Annotated in this window: 20 protein-coding genes; 14 read left to right on the top strand and 6 right to left on the bottom strand. The window is 60.8% G+C overall.

The features are described 5' to 3' along the window. Window positions 1-120: 120 nt before the first annotated feature. A complete protein-coding gene (locus HX790_RS22675) occupies window positions 121-504 on the bottom strand; it encodes a DUF1294 domain-containing protein (protein WP_017138822.1) in 384 nt (127 codons plus the stop codon). Further along, window positions 501-1,331: an undecaprenyl-diphosphate phosphatase gene (locus HX790_RS22670; protein ID WP_176992186.1), complete on the bottom strand. Its 831-nt coding sequence runs from the start codon at window positions 1,329-1,331 to the stop codon at window positions 501-503. The genes HX790_RS22675 and HX790_RS22670 overlap by 4 nt, the downstream gene beginning before the upstream one ends. Before the next feature lie 224 nt (window positions 1,332-1,555). On the opposite strand from HX790_RS22670, the gene HX790_RS22665 reads away from it, so the two are divergent. The 4 genes from HX790_RS22665 (at window position 1,556) to HX790_RS22650 (ending at window position 5,589) form a co-directional block, all read left to right on the top strand. Next, a complete protein-coding gene (locus HX790_RS22665; protein WP_170037461.1) occupies window positions 1,556-3,190 on the top strand; it encodes a methyl-accepting chemotaxis protein in 1,635 nt (544 codons plus the stop codon). 175 nt (window positions 3,191-3,365) lie between these two features. Then, window positions 3,366-3,929, top strand: coding sequence for a nicotinamide riboside transporter PnuC (gene pnuC / locus HX790_RS22660; protein WP_176992185.1), 564 nt, complete (start codon window positions 3,366-3,368; stop codon window positions 3,927-3,929). Then, entirely contained in the window at window positions 3,926-4,471 is a 546-nt protein-coding gene (locus HX790_RS22655; RefSeq protein WP_099549725.1) for an AAA family ATPase, read from the top strand. Before pnuC ends, HX790_RS22655 begins: the two co-directional genes overlap by 4 nt. Beyond that, window positions 4,468-5,589, top strand: coding sequence for an NAD(P)/FAD-dependent oxidoreductase (locus HX790_RS22650; protein ID WP_099549724.1), 1,122 nt, complete (start codon window positions 4,468-4,470; stop codon window positions 5,587-5,589). The genes HX790_RS22655 and HX790_RS22650 overlap by 4 nt, the downstream gene beginning before the upstream one ends. Here HX790_RS22650 and ggt read toward each other — a convergent pair. Beyond that, window positions 5,583-7,307, bottom strand: a complete 1,725-nt coding sequence (gene ggt / locus HX790_RS22645) for a gamma-glutamyltransferase (RefSeq protein ID WP_176992184.1) — start codon at window positions 7,305-7,307, stop codon at window positions 5,583-5,585. The genes HX790_RS22650 and ggt overlap by 7 nt on opposite strands. 159 nt (window positions 7,308-7,466) lie before the next feature. Between ggt and HX790_RS22640 the strand changes: the two genes are divergently transcribed. Beyond that, window positions 7,467-8,114: a TetR/AcrR family transcriptional regulator gene (locus HX790_RS22640; protein WP_176992183.1), complete on the top strand. Its 648-nt coding sequence runs from the start codon at window positions 7,467-7,469 to the stop codon at window positions 8,112-8,114. 98 nt (window positions 8,115-8,212) lie between these two features. Here the strand turns inward: HX790_RS22640 and HX790_RS22635 are convergent, their stop codons facing one another. The 3 genes from HX790_RS22635 to HX790_RS22625 all read right to left on the bottom strand — a co-directional run bounded on the left by HX790_RS22635 (window position 8,213) and on the right by HX790_RS22625 (window position 9,507). After that, entirely contained in the window at window positions 8,213-8,524 is a 312-nt protein-coding gene (locus HX790_RS22635) for an AzlD domain-containing protein (RefSeq protein ID WP_017138829.1), read from the bottom strand. Continuing rightward, window positions 8,521-9,216 (bottom strand): AzlC family ABC transporter permease, encoded by a 696-nt coding sequence (locus tag HX790_RS22630; protein WP_017138830.1) that lies wholly within the window; start codon window positions 9,214-9,216, stop codon window positions 8,521-8,523. The genes HX790_RS22635 and HX790_RS22630 overlap by 4 nt, the downstream gene beginning before the upstream one ends. Window positions 9,217-9,291: 75 nt before the next feature. Beyond that, complete coding sequence (locus HX790_RS22625) at window positions 9,292-9,507, bottom strand: hypothetical protein (protein ID WP_017138831.1); 216 nt, start codon at window positions 9,505-9,507, stop codon at window positions 9,292-9,294. A 179-nt stretch (window positions 9,508-9,686) separates the two neighbouring features. Between HX790_RS22625 and HX790_RS22620 the strand changes: the two genes are divergently transcribed. The 9 genes from HX790_RS22620 to HX790_RS22580 all read left to right on the top strand — a co-directional run bounded on the left by HX790_RS22620 (window position 9,687) and on the right by HX790_RS22580 (window position 18,045). Beyond that, complete coding sequence (locus HX790_RS22620) at window positions 9,687-10,043, top strand: metalloregulator ArsR/SmtB family transcription factor (RefSeq protein ID WP_017138832.1); 357 nt, start codon at window positions 9,687-9,689, stop codon at window positions 10,041-10,043. A gap of 19 nt (window positions 10,044-10,062) precedes the next feature. Further along, the gene (locus HX790_RS22615) at window positions 10,063-11,346 is read left to right on the top strand and encodes an arsenic transporter (protein ID WP_176992182.1); all 1,284 of its coding nucleotides are present in this window, start codon (window positions 10,063-10,065) and stop codon (window positions 11,344-11,346) included. Window positions 11,347-11,359: 13 nt separating this feature from the next. Next, window positions 11,360-11,830: an arsenate reductase ArsC gene (locus tag HX790_RS22610; protein WP_176992181.1), complete on the top strand. Its 471-nt coding sequence runs from the start codon at window positions 11,360-11,362 to the stop codon at window positions 11,828-11,830. A 12-nt stretch (window positions 11,831-11,842) separates the two neighbouring features. Then, window positions 11,843-12,529: an arsenical resistance protein ArsH gene (arsH, locus tag HX790_RS22605; RefSeq protein ID WP_058420362.1), complete on the top strand. Its 687-nt coding sequence runs from the start codon at window positions 11,843-11,845 to the stop codon at window positions 12,527-12,529. A gap of 48 nt (window positions 12,530-12,577) precedes the next feature. Then, on the top strand, window positions 12,578-13,369 hold the full coding sequence (locus tag HX790_RS22600) for an AraC family transcriptional regulator (protein ID WP_017138837.1): 792 nt from the start codon (window positions 12,578-12,580) through the stop codon (window positions 13,367-13,369). 74 nt (window positions 13,370-13,443) lie between these two features. Next, on the top strand, window positions 13,444-14,055 hold the full coding sequence (locus HX790_RS22595) for a LysE family transporter (RefSeq protein WP_017138838.1): 612 nt from the start codon (window positions 13,444-13,446) through the stop codon (window positions 14,053-14,055). 318 nt (window positions 14,056-14,373) lie between these two features. After that, entirely contained in the window at window positions 14,374-14,682 is a 309-nt protein-coding gene (locus tag HX790_RS22590) for a hypothetical protein (RefSeq protein ID WP_099549718.1), read from the top strand. Between the two features lie 235 nt (window positions 14,683-14,917). After that, a complete protein-coding gene (gene mgtA / locus HX790_RS22585) occupies window positions 14,918-17,632 on the top strand; it encodes a magnesium-translocating P-type ATPase (protein ID WP_176992180.1) in 2,715 nt (904 codons plus the stop codon). 65 nt (window positions 17,633-17,697) lie between these two features. Then, window positions 17,698-18,045 (top strand): DUF2493 domain-containing protein, encoded by a 348-nt coding sequence (locus HX790_RS22580; protein WP_026013827.1) that lies wholly within the window; start codon window positions 17,698-17,700, stop codon window positions 18,043-18,045. Window positions 18,046-18,049: the final 4 nt, after the last annotated feature.

Genomic DNA, 18,049 nt, shown 5'->3' with positions numbered 1-18,049 from the left:
CGTGTGGGTCCCGTGCGCTCAAGTGCCCGAAGCATAACGCGAGCCTGCTGCCGGTTTACAGGGCCGTCTGGGTAAGCTGCCTCCCGCAATCGCGTAGGAAATATCCCAGACACCTCAACACTATAAAACCGAGAGCAGCGTGCCACCCAGGAACAGCTGGTCCAGCCAGAACACTTGGTGCAGCAACACAATCACCCAGAACAGCACCTGATACGACACCTTGCGCGTCTTGTGGCGAAACACCTGCTGGGCAATCAGCGCCCCCGGCCAACCGCCCGCCAGCTCCACGGCATGCAGGATATTTTCGCGCACGCGCGGGCCTTCGGCTTGGGCCTTGCGTTTGTCGCCCCAGTACAGGAAAAACGCCACCACGCTGACCACGCCATAGGCGGCCAGCGGGATCAGCGTCTCGCCGCGATGCCACAACAGTGCCGCGCCAGTCAGCGGCGCGGCGCACAACAAAACAAAGATGAACGCCTTCAAGCGCGGGTGTTGAATGCTCATAGCTTGACCGCCGTCCAGTCGATCCAGCCAAACTGCCAGGTCGCCAGGATCACCAGGCCAAACGCAATCCGATACCAGGCAAACGCCGCGTAACTGTGGCTGGCGATGAACTTGAGCAACGCCTTGACCGCAATCATCGCGAAGATGAACGAGGTGACAAAGCCGATGGCAAACACCGGCAAGTCATCGGGCTGGAACAGGTGACGGTACTTGTAGCCCGAATACACGGCAGCGCCGACCATGGTCGGCATGGCCAGGAAGAAAGAGAACTCGGTGGCGGTCTTGCGCGACAGGCCGAACAACAGGCCGCCGATAATGGTCGCGCCGGAGCGCGAAGTGCCCGGAATCATGGCCAGGCACTGGGCCACACCGACCTTGAGCGCGTCTTTCCAGGTGATCTCATCCACCGTTTCAGCGTGCACTGCATGTTGGCGGCGCTCGGCCCACAGCATGATCACCCCGCCCACCACCAGCGCGGTGGCCACCGTGATCGGGTTAAACAGGTAATGCTTGATCAGGTCGGCAAAAATCACCCCCAACACCACCGCCGGCAGCACTGCGATGATCAGGTTGACGGTAAAGCGCTGGGCGTTGCGCTGGGTCGGCAAGCCGATCACCACGTCGAGGATCTTGCGCCGAAACTCCCAGACCACCGCGAGGATCGCGCCCAGTTGAATAATGATGTTGAACGCTTCAAAGCGTTCTCCGCCGAAGCCGATCAAGTCGGCGACGATAATCTGGTGCCCGGTGCTGGAGATCGGCAGGAACTCGGTCAGCCCCTCCACCACGCCAAGAATCAATGCCTGTATGGCGGTCCAAAAATCCATGTATCCCCCAAAGGTCATGCGCTGCGGCATGCCTTGTCTGTCTTTTTAATGTTCACTGACCACGTGCAATCGTGATGCGCTGCGGATTTTCACCAGCCGTGCGCAAAAATTTCGTGAAAAATCAGGGAGTACTCAGGTTTTTCGATTACAGGCCGAAAGCCTATCAGACAAGCTGGAATTGTCGATGCAGCACACAATTATAAAAAGCACGGAGTGACAGGACGATGAACAGTTTGCGCAGCATGTCGATCAGCCGCCGTCTTTGGCTGATCCTGATAGTCGCCGTGTTGATGCTGCTAACCTTGGGGCTGTTGATGCTAAAGCAGATCCATGGCGACCTCTACCAGGCCAAACGCCAGCAGACCCAGCACGTGGTGCAAACCGCCAGCGGCGTGCTGGCTTACTACCAGAACCTTGAAAAAACCGGCGTTCTCACCCGCGAGGCCGCGCAACAGCAAGCCCTCAGCGCAGTCCGTGGCTTGCGCTACGACCACGATGATTACTTCTGGATCAACGACCTGACGCCCGTGATGATCATGCACGCGGCCAACCCCAAGCTCGACGGCCAGAACCTCTCGGCCATCCGCGACCCGGACGGTTTTGCGGTGTTCAATGAATTTGTGATCCTGGCCAAGGCCAAGGGCGCCGGCATCGTCAACTATCGCTGGCCCAAACCGGGCGCCGACGCGCCGGTGGAGAAGACCTCGTATATCCAACTGTTCGAGCCGTGGGGCTGGATTATCGGCTCGGGCGTGTACGTGGACGATGTGCAGGCCGAATTCACCGGCCAGGTGTGGAAAGCCTCGTTGATCGGCCTGGGCATTGCGCTGCTGATGGCGCTGTTGGTGATCCTGATCGCGCGCAGCATTGTGCATCCATTGCAGGCGGCGGTGAATGCCATGGGCAATATTGCCAGCGGCGAAAGCGACCTGACCCGCACCCTCGACACCCACGGGCGCGACGAGGTCACTCAATTGTCGCAGCACTTCAATAGCTTTACCGCCAAGCTGCGCCAGGTGGTCGGCCAATTACAGGAGTGTGCCAACGCGCTGGGCCAATCTTCCACGGAACTGGGCACCAATGCCAGCCAGGCCCACGACCGTAGCCAGCAACAATCCCAGCAGATGGAGCTGGTGGCTACCGCGATCAACGAAGTGACCTATGGCGTGCAGGACGTGGCAAAAAATGCCGAGCATGCCGCCAGCGAAATGCGCGACGCCCAGGCCCAGGCGCAGCAGGGCCAGGTGAATATCGACGGCAGCCTGCAACAGATCGACCAGCTCTCCAGCACCATCAGCCAGGCCGTGGAGGTGATCCGCACGCTGTCCAGTGAAAGCACACAGATTGGTGGTGTGCTGGAAGTGATCCGTTCGATTGCCGACCAGACCAACTTGTTGGCCCTCAACGCCGCCATCGAGGCGGCGCGTGCCGGTGAACAGGGTCGCGGGTTTGCCGTGGTCGCCGATGAAGTGCGGCTGTTGGCCCAGCGCACGCAGAAATCCACCGCCGAAATCCAGGTGATGATTGAGCGCCTGCAAGGGCATTCGGAAGCGGCGGTCAAAGTGATCAGCGACAGCCACAGTGCCTCGCAACTGACCATTGAACAAGCTGGCCAGGCAGGTGCGAGCCTCACCGCCATTGGCCAGGCGTTGCGCAACCTCAATGGGCTGAATGCCTCGATCGCCAGCGCGACCTTGCAACAGGCGCACGTGGTGGAGGATATCAACCAGAACGTCACCCAGGCGGCGGGTTTGTCCCACAGCACGGCGCTGGCGGCGGAGCAGTCCAGTGTGGCGAGCGCGCATTTGCGTGGGTTGAGTGAGCAGCTTGGAGGGTTGTTGCGCCAGTTCAAGATCTAGCACTCATGCTCGTTCCCACGCTCCGCGTGGGAACGCCGCCACGGACGCTCTGCGTCCAGGCCTGACGCGGAGCGTCTGGGGATGCATTCCCACGCAGAGCGTGGGAACGAGCATTCCTCCCTCCCACCATCTTGGTTACAATCACCGCCCTCACCCACTCTCCCAAGGAACCGCCATGTCCGGGCTTGAATTGTTCGCCGCCGCCCTGGGGGTGATCGCTGTCTGGCTGACGGTCAAGCAAAACCCCTGGTGCTGGCCCATCGGCCTGGTGATGGTGCTGCTCTACACCTGGGTGTTCTTCGACGTAAAACTCTATTCCGACATGCTCCTGCAAGTGGTCTACGCCGCCCTGCAACTCTACGGCTGGTGGCAGTGGACCCGCGCCGGTGAGGTCGCGCAGGGTCGCCAGGTCACCAGCCTGGGCTGGTCCGCGATCATGGTCAGCCTCACCGTCGGTGCCGTGTTCAGTGGCCTGCTCGGCGCCGCCATGGCCCACTGGACCGATGCCGCGCAACCCTGGCTCGACGCCGCACTCACCGGTTTCAGCCTGGTGGCGCAAATGTGGATGGCGCAAAAACGCGTGCAATGCTGGCCGCTGTGGGTCGCCGTGGACGTGATCTTCGTCGGCCTGTTCCTCTACAAAGGCCTCTACCTTACCGCCGCGCTGTATGCACTGTTCACCGCGATCGCCGTACAAGGCTGGCGTGAATGGCGCGCCGACCCGGCGTTGCACGCATGAAAGTGGTGGTACTGGCCGGCCCCGAATCCAGCGGCAAAAGCTGGCTGGCCGCGCAACTGCACGCCCGTTTCGGTGGGTTGATGGTGGGTGAATACGTGCGCTACTTCATCGACCATTACCAGCGCGACACTACCCTGGCGGACATCCCGGCCATCGCCCGTGGCCAACTGGCCTGGGAAGACGCTGCGCGCGCCGAGCAGCCTCGCCTGCTGATCCTCGACACCCACCTGCTGACCAACAAACTCTGGAGCCAGACCCTGTTCGGTGATTACCCGGCGTGGCTGGATGATGAGTTGCTGGCCCGCCATTACGACCTGCACCTGTTGCTGTCCCCCGAGGACGTGGAATGGAGCGCCGACGGCCAGCGCTGCCAGCCGGAACTGGCGGATCGCCGGGTGTTTTTCCAGGGCAGCCTGGACTGGATCGAACAGCATCAGCAACCCGCCCTGGTGATTCGTGGCGACTGGGAAGCACGCCGCGCCATAGCCTTTGAGGCGGTCGAGCAGCTGCTTGCCCAGCCGTGCCGAGGACATCTTGCATGACCATCTCACTGCGTATCGCCATTGTCGGCGCCGGCCCCGGCGGTTTGACCTTGGCGCGTATCCTCCACCGCCACGGCGTGGCCGCCTGCGTATTCGAACGCGAACGCGGGCCTCTGGAACGCCCCCAGGGCGGCACCCTGGATCTGCATGTCGAATCCGGCCAACTGGCGCTGCAGCAGGCCGGGCTGGAAGACGCCTTCCGGCGTATCGCGCGCTATGAAGACCAAGGTGCGCGCCTGATGGATCAGCACGGCCATCTGCTGTTCGAAGCCCCCAACCCCGATGACGGCGAGCGCCCGGAAGTCGACCGCACCCAATTGCGCCAGATCCTGCTGGATTCGCTGCCTGAAGGCTGTGTGAAATGGGGTGTGAACATCAATGACATCCGCCCGGCCGGTGTTGCACGCTGGACACTGCATCAAGGCGAGATCACCCACGGCCCCTTCGACCTGGTGGTCGGTGCCGATGGCGCCTGGTCCAAACTGCGCCCATTGCTCTCGCCCTACCTGCCGCAGTACAGCGGGCTGACGTTTATCGAATTCGGCATCGATGATGTCGACCGCCAACACCCGCACATTGCCACGCTGGTGGGGCGCGGCAGCCTGCAAGTGCTGGGCGGCGCCAAAGCGATCATCGTGCAGCGCAACGCCCATGCGCATCTGCGCGGGTATGCGATTTTTCGCGTGCCCACCGAGTGGGCAGCCGACCACCTCAGCCTGCCTGCACTCAAGGCTCAGTTTGCAGGCTGGCACCCGGACATTCTGGCGCTGTTTGAAGCGGCAAATGCAACCGTCCTGGCCAGGCACATCCACGCCCTGCCGGTGGGCCATCGCTGGGTCCACCGCCAGGGGTTGACGTTGATTGGGGATGCGGCGCACCTGATGTCGCCGTTTGGCGGCGAAGGCGTGAATGCCGCGATGCTCGATGCGGCCGAACTGGCCCAGCAGCTGCTCCACACGCCTGGCTGCTCAGCCGCAGTGCAGGCGTATGAAAACCACATGTTCGAACGGGTGATACCGGCAGCCCAGGGCAGCGCCGAGGGCGCCGCCATCCAGTTATCCCATGACAGCCTGGCGCTGTCCCTGGCCTTCCTGAATCAACACCTCACACCTCAGTAACCGAGCGACAACCCGGTATTGCGGCGTGGGTCGTTAGCCCCGTAGAAACGGTTGTTGCCCACTGGCTTGCCACCCAGCGAAGGCGCACCCACCAGGATCGCCGCCAAGTGGTTGGCATCCTGGGGGCCGGCAAACTTGTGGCCCCAGCTTTCCAGAATCTTCTGGGTGTCCGGGCTTACCGCGAAGGTTTCCAGGTTGGTGGTCTCCGGCATCCACTGCTGGTGGAAACGCGGCGCGTCCACGGCTTCCTGGATGTTCATCTTGTAGTCGATGACATTGAGGATGGTCAGCAAGGTAGCGGTGATGATCCGGCTGCCGCCCGGCGTACCGACCACCATCACCGCCTTGCCATCCTTGGTGACGATGGTCGGGCTCATCGACGACAGCGGCGCCTTGCCCGGTGCGATGGCGTTGGCTTCGCCCTGCACCAGCCCGTACATGTTCGGCACACCGACCTTGACGGTGAAGTCGTCCATTTCATCGTTGAGGATCACCCCGGTCTTGCTCGCCATCACGCCGGCACCGAACCAGTCGTTGAGGGTGTAGGTCACGGACACCGCGTTACCCCACTTGTCGACGATCGAATAGTGCGTGGTGTTGTTGCCTTCATGGGGCGACACACCCGGCTTGATCGCCTGGGAATCACCCGCCTTCTGCGGCTCAATGGCGGCACGCAGCTTGGCGGCGTAGTCCTTGTCCAACAGGTGCGCGATAGGGTTCTTGACGAAATCCGGGTCACCCAGGTAGCTGTTACGGTCCACGTAAGCGTGACGCATCGCTTCGATCTGGTAGTGCAGGCCTTGGGCCGAGTGATAGCCGAGGTCGGCCATCGGGTAACCTTCGAGGATGTTCATGATCTGGCAGATCACCACACCGCCGGAGCTTGGCGGCGGTGCCGAGACCACGTGGTAGCCACGGTAATCGCACTCGATGGGCGCCAGTTCGCGGGTCTTGTATTTGTCGAGGTCGGCCTGGGTGATGATGCCCTTGCCGGCCTGGCTGGAATCCACCAGCGCCTTGGCCACCCAGCCTTTATAAAAGCCGTCGGTGCCCTTGGCGGAGATTTCCTTGAGGGTCTTGGCCAGGTCTTTCTGCACCAGTTTCTGGCCGACCTGCATCGGTTGGCCGTTGTGCAGGAAGATCCCGCGCAGGTCTTTGTCTTTTTCGAACTCGCCGGTGGCGGTGTGCAGCAGGTCGATATCGCCCTGCTCCAGTTCAAAGCCGTTTTCGGCCAGTTTGATCGCCGGGGCAATCACCTGGGCGCGCTTGAGGGTGCCGTATTTGTTCAGCGCGGTTTCCATGCCGGACACGGTGCCGGGTACGCCGACGGCCAAGTGGCCCTTGGCGCTGAGGCCGTCGATCACCTTGCCGTCTTTGTCCAGGTACATGTCGGCAGTGGCCGCCAGCGGGGCTTTTTCACGGAAGTCCAGGAAGGTCTTGCGCCCATCTGCCAGCTGCACGGTCATAAAGCCGCCGCCACCGAGGTTGCCCGCTGCCGGGTACACCACGGCCAGCGCATAGCCCACGGCAACCGCCGCATCCACCGCGTTGCCGCCGGCCTTGAGTACATCCACGCCAACAAGAGTGGCCAAATGCTGGGCGGTCACCACCATGCCATTTTCACCGGCCACCGGGGCCTGTGACGCGGCTTGCACACCGCTGACCGTCAACACCAGCGCAGTGGCAATCAGGGTACGGCTGAAGGGTTGGTATTTCATCCATGGCTACTCTATTTATTGAGGTGCACCAAAATAGCCCGACTAGGATCCAATCCCCAGCGCAATGGCGTTTTTATTACAGAACTTGTCGGTCATAGAACGGGCACGAAAAAGCCCATGCTATATTTCGCGCCCAGACTGGCGGCAAGGCGCTTTGTGATGGCGATCAAGAAGACCGGAATTCGAGCGCAACAGGCCGACCAGACACGTGCGCGTATCTTGCAGGCGGCAGTCAAGGTGTTCACTCGCGACGGCTATTCCGGTGGGCGCGTCGACACTATTTCCAAGGCCGCCGACTCCAACGACCGCATGCTTTATTACTATTTCGGCAGCAAGGAACACCTGTTCGTCTGTGTGCTGGAACATGTCTATGAACAGTTCAATAAGGCCGAAAGCAAACTCAAGCTGGACCTGGGAGACCCCGTGCAAGCCTTGCGCGAACGGGTGGCATTTATCTGGAGCTACTACGTCAAGCACCCCGAGTTCGTAGCGATCCTGAGCATCGAGAATCTGCACCAGGGCAAGCATGCCCAGCAGTCCGGCGAGATGCGCAGGTTGTCGGGCGAAGCGGTTGGCGTGTTGCGCCCGATCATCGAAGCCGGCCAGGCCCAAGGTGTGTTTCGCCAGGACATCGACCTCAAGCACGTGTATTTGATGATTGCCTCGCTCTGCTACTTCTACAACTCCAACCGCCACACGCTCAGTTCGTTCCTGGGTGAAGACTTGGGGGATAAGGAGCATCAGCAGGATTGGCTGGGGTTTATCAGTGACTTGGTGCTGCGTGGTGTAACGCCGATTCCACTGTAGCAACCGGCTCATCCTGTGGGAGCTGGCTTGCCTGCGATGGCGGTCTTTTGGTGTACATATCCGTCACCGCAGCAACGGATATACACCCATAGCCCCTCTCAAAAGCACCACCGAAACAAATAAAACAATCCCATGCTCAACAGCACCGTAATCAACACGCTACGCGTCCAAAACATCAAGGCCACCGCGCAGACTCCCGCCAGCAAGTAAGGATTCGTGGGGCTCAAATTCAGCGTGTGATCAGCGAGAAAAATAATCGGCCCGCAGATCGCCGTCAGCATGCCCGGCACCGCAAACCCCAGGAACTCCCGCGCCCCCCGATTAAGCCGTACCGGCAGGCGCGGCTCGATAAACAGGTATCGGTTAAGGAAAACCACCAGCCCCATGGCCACAATCATGATGTAGATCACTTCTGCCCTACCCCCAGCCGCTTGCAGGCAAACCCCGCACTCATGCCCAACACCCCGGACACCACCACCGCCGACTCCCAGTGCAAAAAGCTCAACCACACCGAAAACAGCAACGACACCGCCACGCACACAACCGTCGGCACATCACGCACCACGGGTGTGATCAACGCGATAAAGGTGGCGGCAATCGAAAACTCCAACCCCAACTGGTCAAGCCCGGGAATGCTTTTGCCAAGCACGATGCCAGCCAGGGTGAAGAGGTTCCAGGCGATGTAGAACGTCAGGCCCACCCCCAGCGCATACCAGCGATTGAACGTCTCGCGGTCATAGTGGTTGACCAGCGCGAAGAACTCATCGGTCAGCAGAAAGCCCAGGCTCATGCGCCAGCGGGCGTTGAGTGACGAGAGTGTCGGGCGCATGTGCATGCCGTAGAGCAAATGTTGGGAAGTCAGCAGCAGCGTGGTCAGCACGATCGAGATCAGGCTGGCGCCGCTCTTGACCATGCCGATGGCCACCAGCTGCGCGGCACCGGCAAACACGATGGCGGACAAGCCCTGGGCCTGCAGCGGGGTAAACTGCGCATCAATGGCCATGGAGCCGGCGAGCAGCCCCCACGGCGCACAGGCCAGGGATAACGGGATAACGGCGATAGCGCCGCGGGCGAAGGCGTAATGCGGTAAGGCAGTGGGCATGGAGACGGCTCATCGACAGACAGTCGACAAGCATGCCAGCGTTTAAAGCGGGTTGTCTTGAACGATCTTGCTCACTCAGGCGAGCTTGACCGATACCTGCTCCACCGAGTCGCGCGCCTCACGCAATTCATGGGCGTCCTGATTGAGCCGGTGAATGGTGTTGAGCAGGCGTTGGCGCAGCACTTCATCGCCGAGCTTTTCGACGGCGCGCATCAGGTCAAACGCCGCGGTTTCGTTATTGTCCGCGACGGAATCGAGGGTCTTGCGCAGGTTGCGAGTGGCACGGGTCACGCGGGTTCATCCTTCATCAGCAATGGGCAGGCACTTTAGGACATTCGTGTTTCATTTTAATTTCAGTCACTTGTGGTGGATTGAGCGGGGTTTGATCCACATCAATCGAATTCAGGAATTGACCTACATATATGGATATTCGTATATTCGGATAACCATATACAAAGAAGACCCTGATCATGTCGGCCCCCTTCTCACCGCCCACCCTGTTCAAATGCCTGGCTGACGCGACTCGCGCCCGCTTGACGTTATTGATCCTGCGCGAAGGCGAACTTTGCGTGTGCGAACTGATCCATGCTCTGGGCGACAGCCAGCCAAAGATCTCCCGGCACCTGGCGCAACTGCGCAGTTGCGGGCTGCTGCTGGATCGTCGTCAGGGCCAATGGATCTACTACCGCATCAACCCGGCACTGCCCGCCTGGGTCACGCAAGTGCTGGACACTACCTTGCAAGCCAACCAACCCTGGTTGCACCACGACGCACAGCGTCTTGATGCCATGGGTGACCGACCACAACGGGCCAGCACCTGCTGCTGAGCCATCGGAGCGTTTATTCATGCTTGTCGCAATTGGCATTTTTATCTTCACCATCGTTCTGGTCATCTGGCAGCCCAAAGGCCTCGGGGTCGGCTGGAGTGCAAGCATGGGCGCCATTCTGGCCCTGGCCTGCGGGGTGATCAGCCTGGCGGATATTCCGGTGGTGTGGCACATCATCTGGAACGCCACCGGCACCTTTGTTGCGCTGATCATCATCAGCCTGCTGCTCGACGAAGCCGGCTTCTTTGCCTGGACCGCCCTGCACGTGGCGCGCTGGGGCCGTGGGCGTGGCCGGCGGCTGTTTGCCTATATGGTGTTGCTGGGCGCGCTGGTCTCGGCGCTGTTTGCCAACGACGGTGCCGCGTTGATCCTCACGCCCATCGTCATGTCGATGCTGCTGGCCTTGCGCTTTTCCCCGGCGGCCACCCTGGCGTTTGTCATGGGCGCTGGGTTTATCGCGGATACCGCGAGCTTGCCGCTGGTGGTGTCGAACCTGGTGAATATCGTCTCGGCGGATTACTTCAAGATCGGCTTCAACGAGTACGCAGCAGTAATGGTGCCGGTGAACTTCGTCAGTGTCGCCGCCACCCTTGCGGTACTGCTGTGGTTCTTTCGCCGCGATATTCCCCAGGCCTACGACCCGGCCGACCTGGAAGACCCCGCCAGCGCCATCCATGATCGTGCGACCTTCCGCGCGGGCTGGTGGGTGCTGGGTATCTTGCTGGTGGGTTGTTTCGCGCTAGAGCCGCTGGGCATTCCCATCAGTGCAATTTCCGCCGTGTGCGCCGTATTGCTGCTGGTGATCGCCGCCAAGGGCCACAAGATCTCTACGCGCAAAGTATTGAAAGAAGCGCCGTGGCAGATCGTGATCTTTTCCCTGGGCATGTACCTGGTGGTCTACGGCCTGCGTAACGCCGGCCTGACCACCTACCTCGCGACCTGGCTCGACACTTTTGCCACCTACGGCGTGTGGGGCGCGGCCATGGGCACCGGCGTGCTGACGGCGCTGTTGTCGTCGGCGATGAACAACCTGCCGACGGTGCTGATCGGCGCGCTGTCGATCGAGTCCAGCCATGCCGTGGGCGTGGTCAAGGAAGCGATGATCTACGCCAACGTGATCGGCAGCGACCTGGGCCCCAAAATCACCCCGATCGGCAGCCTGGCCACCTTGCTGTGGCTGCATATCCTGGCGCGCAAAGGCATCACCATCACTTGGGGTTATTACTTCAAGGTCGGCATCGTGCTGACCTTGCCGGTGCTGTTGATCACCCTCGCCGCCCTCGCCTTGCGCCTGAGTCTCTGAAGGAAATACCGCTATGAAAGTCCTGTTCATGTGTACCGCCAATAGCTGCCGCAGCATCTTGTCCGAGGCGATGTTCAACCACCTGGCGCCGGCAGGTTTCGAGGCGATCAGCTCCGGCAGTTTCCCCAAGGGCCAGGTACTGCCGCGCAGCCTGAGCACGTTGCAGGCAGCGGGCATCAGTACCGAAGGCTTGTACAGCAAGGGCAATGAGGCCTTTGAGGGCAGCCCGCCGGATGTGGTGATTACCGTGTGCGATAAAGCTGCGGGTGAAGCCTGCCCGGTGTATTTCGGGCCGGCGGTGAAGGCGCACTGGGGGTTGGAAGACCCGTCGGATGTTCAGGGTGACGAGGCCCGTGTAGACGCCGCCTTCAAGGCCACGCTCAGCACCATCGAAAGGCGTTGCAAGGCGTTCCTGGCCTTGCCCTTCGCCCAACTCAGCCCTGCCGAGTTGAAGGCAGAACTGGCCCGCATCGCAGCGCTTTAACCGGAGAACACAATGACCACCCTGCCCAATCTCAACAGCACCCTCGCAGGCCCGCTGCCTGTCGGGCCTGGCCACCCGCCGCGCATCCTGCTGCTTTACGGCTCCACACGCCCGCGCTCATTCAGCCGCTTGCTGGTGGAAGAAGCCGCGCGGCTGTTGCGCCACTTCGGAGCCGACACGCGGATTTTCAACCCTTCGGGCCTGCCGTTGCCCGACGATGCGCCCAACGATCACCCTAAAGTCCAGGAGCTGCTGGACCTGATGCAATGGTCCGAAGGCCAGGTGTGGTGCTCGCCCGAGCGCCACGGTTCGATGTCGGCAGTGTTCAAGGCCCAGCTCGACTGGGTGCCGCTGGCCCTCGGCGCCGTTCGCCCGACACAGGGCAAAACGCTGGCGGTGATGCAGGTGTCCGGCGGCTCGCAATCGTTCAACACCGTCAACCAACTGCGCGTGCTGGGGCGCTGGATGCGCATGTTCACGATCCCCAACCAATCCTCGGTGCCCAAGGCGTTCATGGAGTTCGATGACCAGGACCGCATGAAACCATCGGCGCTCTACGATCGCGTGGTGGATGTGATGGAAGAGTTGGTGAAGTTCACCGTTTTGCTGCGTGATCGCCCGGACCTGGTGGACCGCTATTCAGAGCGCAAGGAAAGCGCCGATGAGCTGTCGCAGCGTGTCAACCAACGGTCGATTTGAGCAGCCCTGCTGGCGTATGCTCGTGCCAACCGCATCCTGAGCTGAATCATGAGCACTCTGCACCACGCCTTGCTGGGCAACTACGAAGTCAGCAGTACAGCCTGCACGGGCCTGACCTTTGCCAGACACAGCCATGATGAGTGTGTAATCGGCGTCAACCTGGTCGGTGAGGAAAAGGTCTGGCTGGACCGCCGCGAATTCGAAGCCGGGCCGGGCAGCATTACCCTGTACAACCCCGGTCAGATTCAAGGTGGCGGCGCGGCGCAAGGCGCGCCTTGGCACTTTGTCAGCCTGTATGCCACAGCCGATCAGCTGGCGGCTGACCTTGGGTTGGCGCAGCTGGAGTTCGATCGCTCGTTGTGCTTTCAACCTGATCTGGCGCAGCGCCTGGCGGTAGCGGTGAAAGGCGCCTTGAGTACCGATGCATTGGTCCGCGATCTCAATGAAGAGGCGTTGGTGTTGCTACTGGGTGAAGTGGTCGGCGTCAGTGGTGTACGTGTGCCTGGCAGCATGGCAACGGGCAAAAGCATGATCAGCCGAGCCCAGGAATTGCTCGCTGCACACTTGCATCAAGGGTTGCCCCTGGACCACCTCGGCGATGAGCTGGGATTGTCCAAATTCCATCTGCTGCGCGCTTTCCAGAAGGAAACCGGACTCAGCCCGCGCCAGTGGGCGATGCAACTGCGCACCCGCCGCGCCAAAAGCCTGTTGCGCAACGGGGTGGCGGCCGGCGAAGTCGCCCATGACTTGGGCTTTGCTGACCAAAGCCACCTCAACCGCCATTTTCGCGCCGCCTATGGCATCACGCCCGGCCGCTATCAAAGCGTGTTGAAGCGCTGAACAGCGCAATCTGGTTCAAGACGAACGCTTTCCCCATCGCCACACTGCCTGGACTTTCTTGAAGGAACGCGGGCATGTTAACGATCTTCTTTTATGCGCTGGTATTCGGTTTTGTGTTTTGCCTCTCGCCCGGTGCCGTGCTGGCGGAAACGTTGCGCCGTGGCTTGCTGCACGGTTTTACCCCGGCCTTGCTGGTGCAGATCGGCTCGCTGGTAGGCGATGCGGTGTGGGCGGTGATCGGTCTCACCGGCATTGCCTTGCTGATCCAGCATGACGCGGTGCGTGTGCCCCTGACGGTGGTCTGCGCGCTGTACCTCGCCTGGCTGGGTATCCGCAGCTTGATTGATGCCTGGCGCTTGCCCGAGGCGAGCGACGCGCCCGCCAGCTCCGGGAAAAATGCGCTGGCGGTGGGCGCGGCGATTTCACTGGCTAACCCGAAAAACATCGTCTATTGGGGCGCGCTGGGCAGCGCCTTGTCCGGCATCGTCGGGGCTGCGCCCAGCCATGGGCAAACGCTGATGTTTTTTGCAGGCTTTATGCTGGCCTCGGTGTTGTCCTGCTTTCTGATTGCAGCGTTGGTCAACCTGCTGCGCAAGAACGCCTCAGCGTTATGGCAACGCATCAGTTATGGCGCCTGTGGTGTGGTATTGATTTATCTGGCAGTTCTGGCCGCGCAAGGCATATGAAGTTATATAAGGTGAAACTTGTCTGGGCCTCTTATCTGAATGAACTCTGAACACAGGGTAATTTAACTCATCCTGCGTTGACATTTTGCAACCAGCTAAGTAGATTGCCCCTGCCCACAACTGGGGCCTTTTTTAAACCTCACAAAAGAAGCCAATGGACACAGTATCTAGTCGCTGTCCGAGCACCGTTCACGCGGGCATCGGGCGCCAAACCCAGAATATGACAGGACTCGCCTTCCAGGTCCGGTAAGCTGCGCTAGAGCTTGATGCTCCACCGTAACTGCCTCACCGGTCGCCCGTCCGGTCCCGAGGTGTGTTATGACCTTTCAACTGATTGTTTTGCCTGACATTCGCACGCTAGCCGCAGCCCTGCGCGCCAAGCTGTGCCGCGAGCCCGCTGGCTTTTCACCTACCCGCTCGGCCTTTGCTGCACCCTCTCCCCTAGCCAGTAAAGATCAGCTGCGCCCAGCTCCCCCGCTGGCGCACTGGCGTGTCTGCCCTGCCAGCGGCCAATTGCTGCAGCACTGGGACCACGCCGACCCTCAAGACCCACAGAGACCTCAGGTTTCCACCCTGGCTCAAGCCAGCCTGTTGCTCGGTTTTTACCTGAGCAATCGCGCCGCTTAAACCAGCTGGAAACAGCAACTTCCTGATAATTATTCTGGAGTTCGTTATGAACACATCCAGTAGTAGCCCGCTGCGCGCCAGTTAACTAACGCGCACTTGGCGGGCGCTGTAGAAGTTATGTGAACACCCTATTTAAACCGATCGCGAAGTCCGCGGCTCGGCATGCTTTCGCTCGCCTGTATTCAGGTAAGTACCGGGTATGTTTTGTCGAGAATTGGCGACAGGAGTACAGACAATGAGCGCCGTAAAAAACACGCCTCTGCACAAAAAGAATGGCACCGACACCGACACCAAACTGTCGATGCGTGCCGCCCGTGAAGCCCAGAACGGCCTGTCGGCCACCCTCGCCAATGTGCGTGCCACCCAGGACGGCCTGACCGAACTGGACGCCTCGGCACGTCTGCAACGCGAAGGCTACAACGAAGTGGCCCACGACAAGCCGCCTCACGCCATCGTCCAGTTCCTGCAGGCACTGAACAACCCGTTCATCTATGTACTGCTGACGCTCGCCGGGATCAGCTTTGTCACTGACTACTGGTTACCATTGCAGGCCGGTGAAGAAGTGGATTTGACCAAGGTCATCATCATCATGACCATGGTGCTGCTCAGCAGCCTGCTGCGTTTCTGGCAGGAGCACCGCTCGGCCAAATCCGCCGAAGCCCTCAAAGCCATGGTGCGCACCACCGCCACCGTATTGCGCCGCGAGCAAGTCGGCAGCCAGCCGATCCTGCGCGAAGTACCGATGCGCGACCTGGTCGCCGGTGACATCGTGCAGCTGTCTGCTGGCGACATGATTCCGGCCGATATCCGCCTGATCGAATCCCGCGACCTGTTTATCAGCCAGGCCGTGCTGACCGGCGAAGCCTTGCCGGTAGAGAAGTACGACACCCTGGGCGACGTCACGCAAAAATCCGCCTCTACACTGGCGGCCGACCAAGGCAACCTGCTGGACCTGCCGAACATCTGCTTCATGGGCACCAACGTGGTCAGCGGTCGCGCCAAGGCCGTGGTGGTCGCTACCGGGCCGCGCACTTACTTCGGCTCCCTGGCCAAGGCAATTGTCGGCTCCCGCGTGCAAACCGCCTTCGACCGTGGGGTGAACAGCGTCAGCTGGCTGTTGATCCGCTTCATGCTGGTGATGGTGCCGATCGTGTTCTTCCTCAATGGCTTCTCCAAGGGTGACTGGGGCGATGCGTTCCTGTTTGCCCTGGCGGTGGCCGTGGGCCTGACCCCGGAAATGCTGCCGATGATCGTCAGCGCCAACCTGGCCAAAGGCGCTACCGCCATGGCCAAGCGCAAAGTGGTGGTCAAGCGCCTCAATGCGATCCAGAACTTCGGTTCGATGGACGTGTTGTGCACCGACAAGACCGGCACGCTGACCCAGGACAAGATCATCCTTGAGCATCACGTCAACGCCTTTGGCCAGCGTGATGACGCAGTGCTGTCCCTGGCCTGGCTCAACAGCTTCCACCAGAGCGGCATGAAGAACCTGATGGACCAGGCCGTGGTGCAGTTCTCGGAGCAGAACCCCAAGTTCCAGTTGCCACTGGCCTACAGCAAGGTCGATGAACTGCCGTTCGACTTCGTACGCCGTCGCTTGTCGATTGTGGTACGCGACACGGCCGGCGACCAGTTGCTGGTGTGCAAGGGCGCCGTGGAAGAGATGTTGAGCATCTCCACACACACGCTCGAAGGTGGCACCGCCGTGCCGCTGGATGATCAACGTCGTGAAGAACTGTTGGCATTGGCCAACGACTACAACGAAGACGGCTTCCGCGTCTTGGTGGTCGCGACCCGCAATATCCCTAAATCCATGGCGCGCCAGCAATACACCACCGCCGATGAACGCAACCTGGTGATCCAGGGTTTCCTGACCTTCCTTGATCCACCCAAGGAAACCGCAGGCCCGGCGATTGCCGCACTGCAACAAATCGGCGTAGCGGTAAAAGTGTTGACCGGCGACAACGCCGTGGTCACCAGCAAGATCTGCCGCCAGGTCGGCCTGGAGCCCGGCCAGCCGCTGCTGGGTGTGGAAATCGAAGCGATGGACGACGCCACGCTGCTGCGTCGCGTCGAAGAACGCACAGTGTTTGCCAAGCTCACGCCACTGCAGAAGTCCCGCGTGCTCAAAGCCTTGCAGGCCAACGGCCACACAGTGGGCTTCCTCGGCGACGGCATCAACGATGCCCCGGCGCTGCGTGATGCCGACGTGGGTATCTCGGTGGACAGCGGCACCGATATCGCCAAGGAATCGGCCGATATCATCCTGCTGGAAAAGAGCCTGATGGTGCTCGAAGAAGGCGTGCTCAAGGGCCGCGAAACCTTCGGCAACATCATGAAGTACCTGAATATGACCGCCAGCTCCAACTTCGGCAACGTGTTCTCGGTGCTGGTGGCCAGTGCGTTCATCCCGTTCATGCCGATGCTGGCGATTCACCTGCTGCTGCAAAACCTGATGTACGACATCTCCCAGCTGGCCTTGCCGTGGGACAAGATGGACAAGGAATACCTGGCCAAGCCGCGCAAGTGGGATGCGAAAAACATCGGCCGCTTCATGATCTGGATCGGGCCGACCTCGTCGATCTTCGACATCACCACCTTTGCGCTGATGTGGTACGTGTTCAGTGCCAACAGCGTAGAAATGCAGACGCTGTTCCAGTCCGGCTGGTTTATCGAGGGCCTGCTCTCGCAAACCCTGGTGGTGCATATGTTGCGCACCCGCAAGATCCCGTTCTTCCAGAGCACGGCTGCCTGGCCGGTGTTGATGATGACCACCATCGTCATCTGCCTGGGGATCTACGTGCCGTTCTCGCCGCTGGGCACCCTGGTGGGCCTGGAGCCGCTGCCGCTGGCGTACTTCCCATGGCTGGTCGGTACCCTGCTCGCCTACTGCTGCGTGGCTCAACTGATGAAAACGATCTACATCCGCCGCTTCAAGCAGTGGTACTGATCACCCCCGCCGTTTAAACGGTGGCGGTCGCCCGATCGCCACCGTGCATCACAAGGACCCTGACTATGCGCATCCTGATCTGTGCAGGTCGTCATTACGCCGACACCAAAAAGACCCGCCAAGTGCTGGACGCCTACCACCGCTTGCGCCCGGTGCAGGTATTGATACACGGCGGCAACCAGTTCCTGGGCAGCGACATCGAGGAATGGGCGCGGGAAATGAGCATCGACGTGGTGCGCTACCCGCCCAATTGGCAACGCCACGGCAAGCAGGCGGAACGCCAGCGCAACCATTTCATGCTCGCCGACAGCCGCCCCGACGTGATCATCGCCCTGCCGGGTGGTGACGACACCTCGGAGCTGGTCTGCCAGGCCAAAGCCAGCGGCATTTCGGTGCTGACCGTAGAAAGCTGAATTC

It is taken from the genome of Pseudomonas sp. IPO3747 (assembly GCF_013385245.1).
Classification (GTDB): Bacteria; Pseudomonadota; Gammaproteobacteria; order Pseudomonadales; family Pseudomonadaceae; genus Aquipseudomonas; species Aquipseudomonas edaphica.
This window is presented reverse-complemented; position numbering and strand designations above follow the sequence as displayed.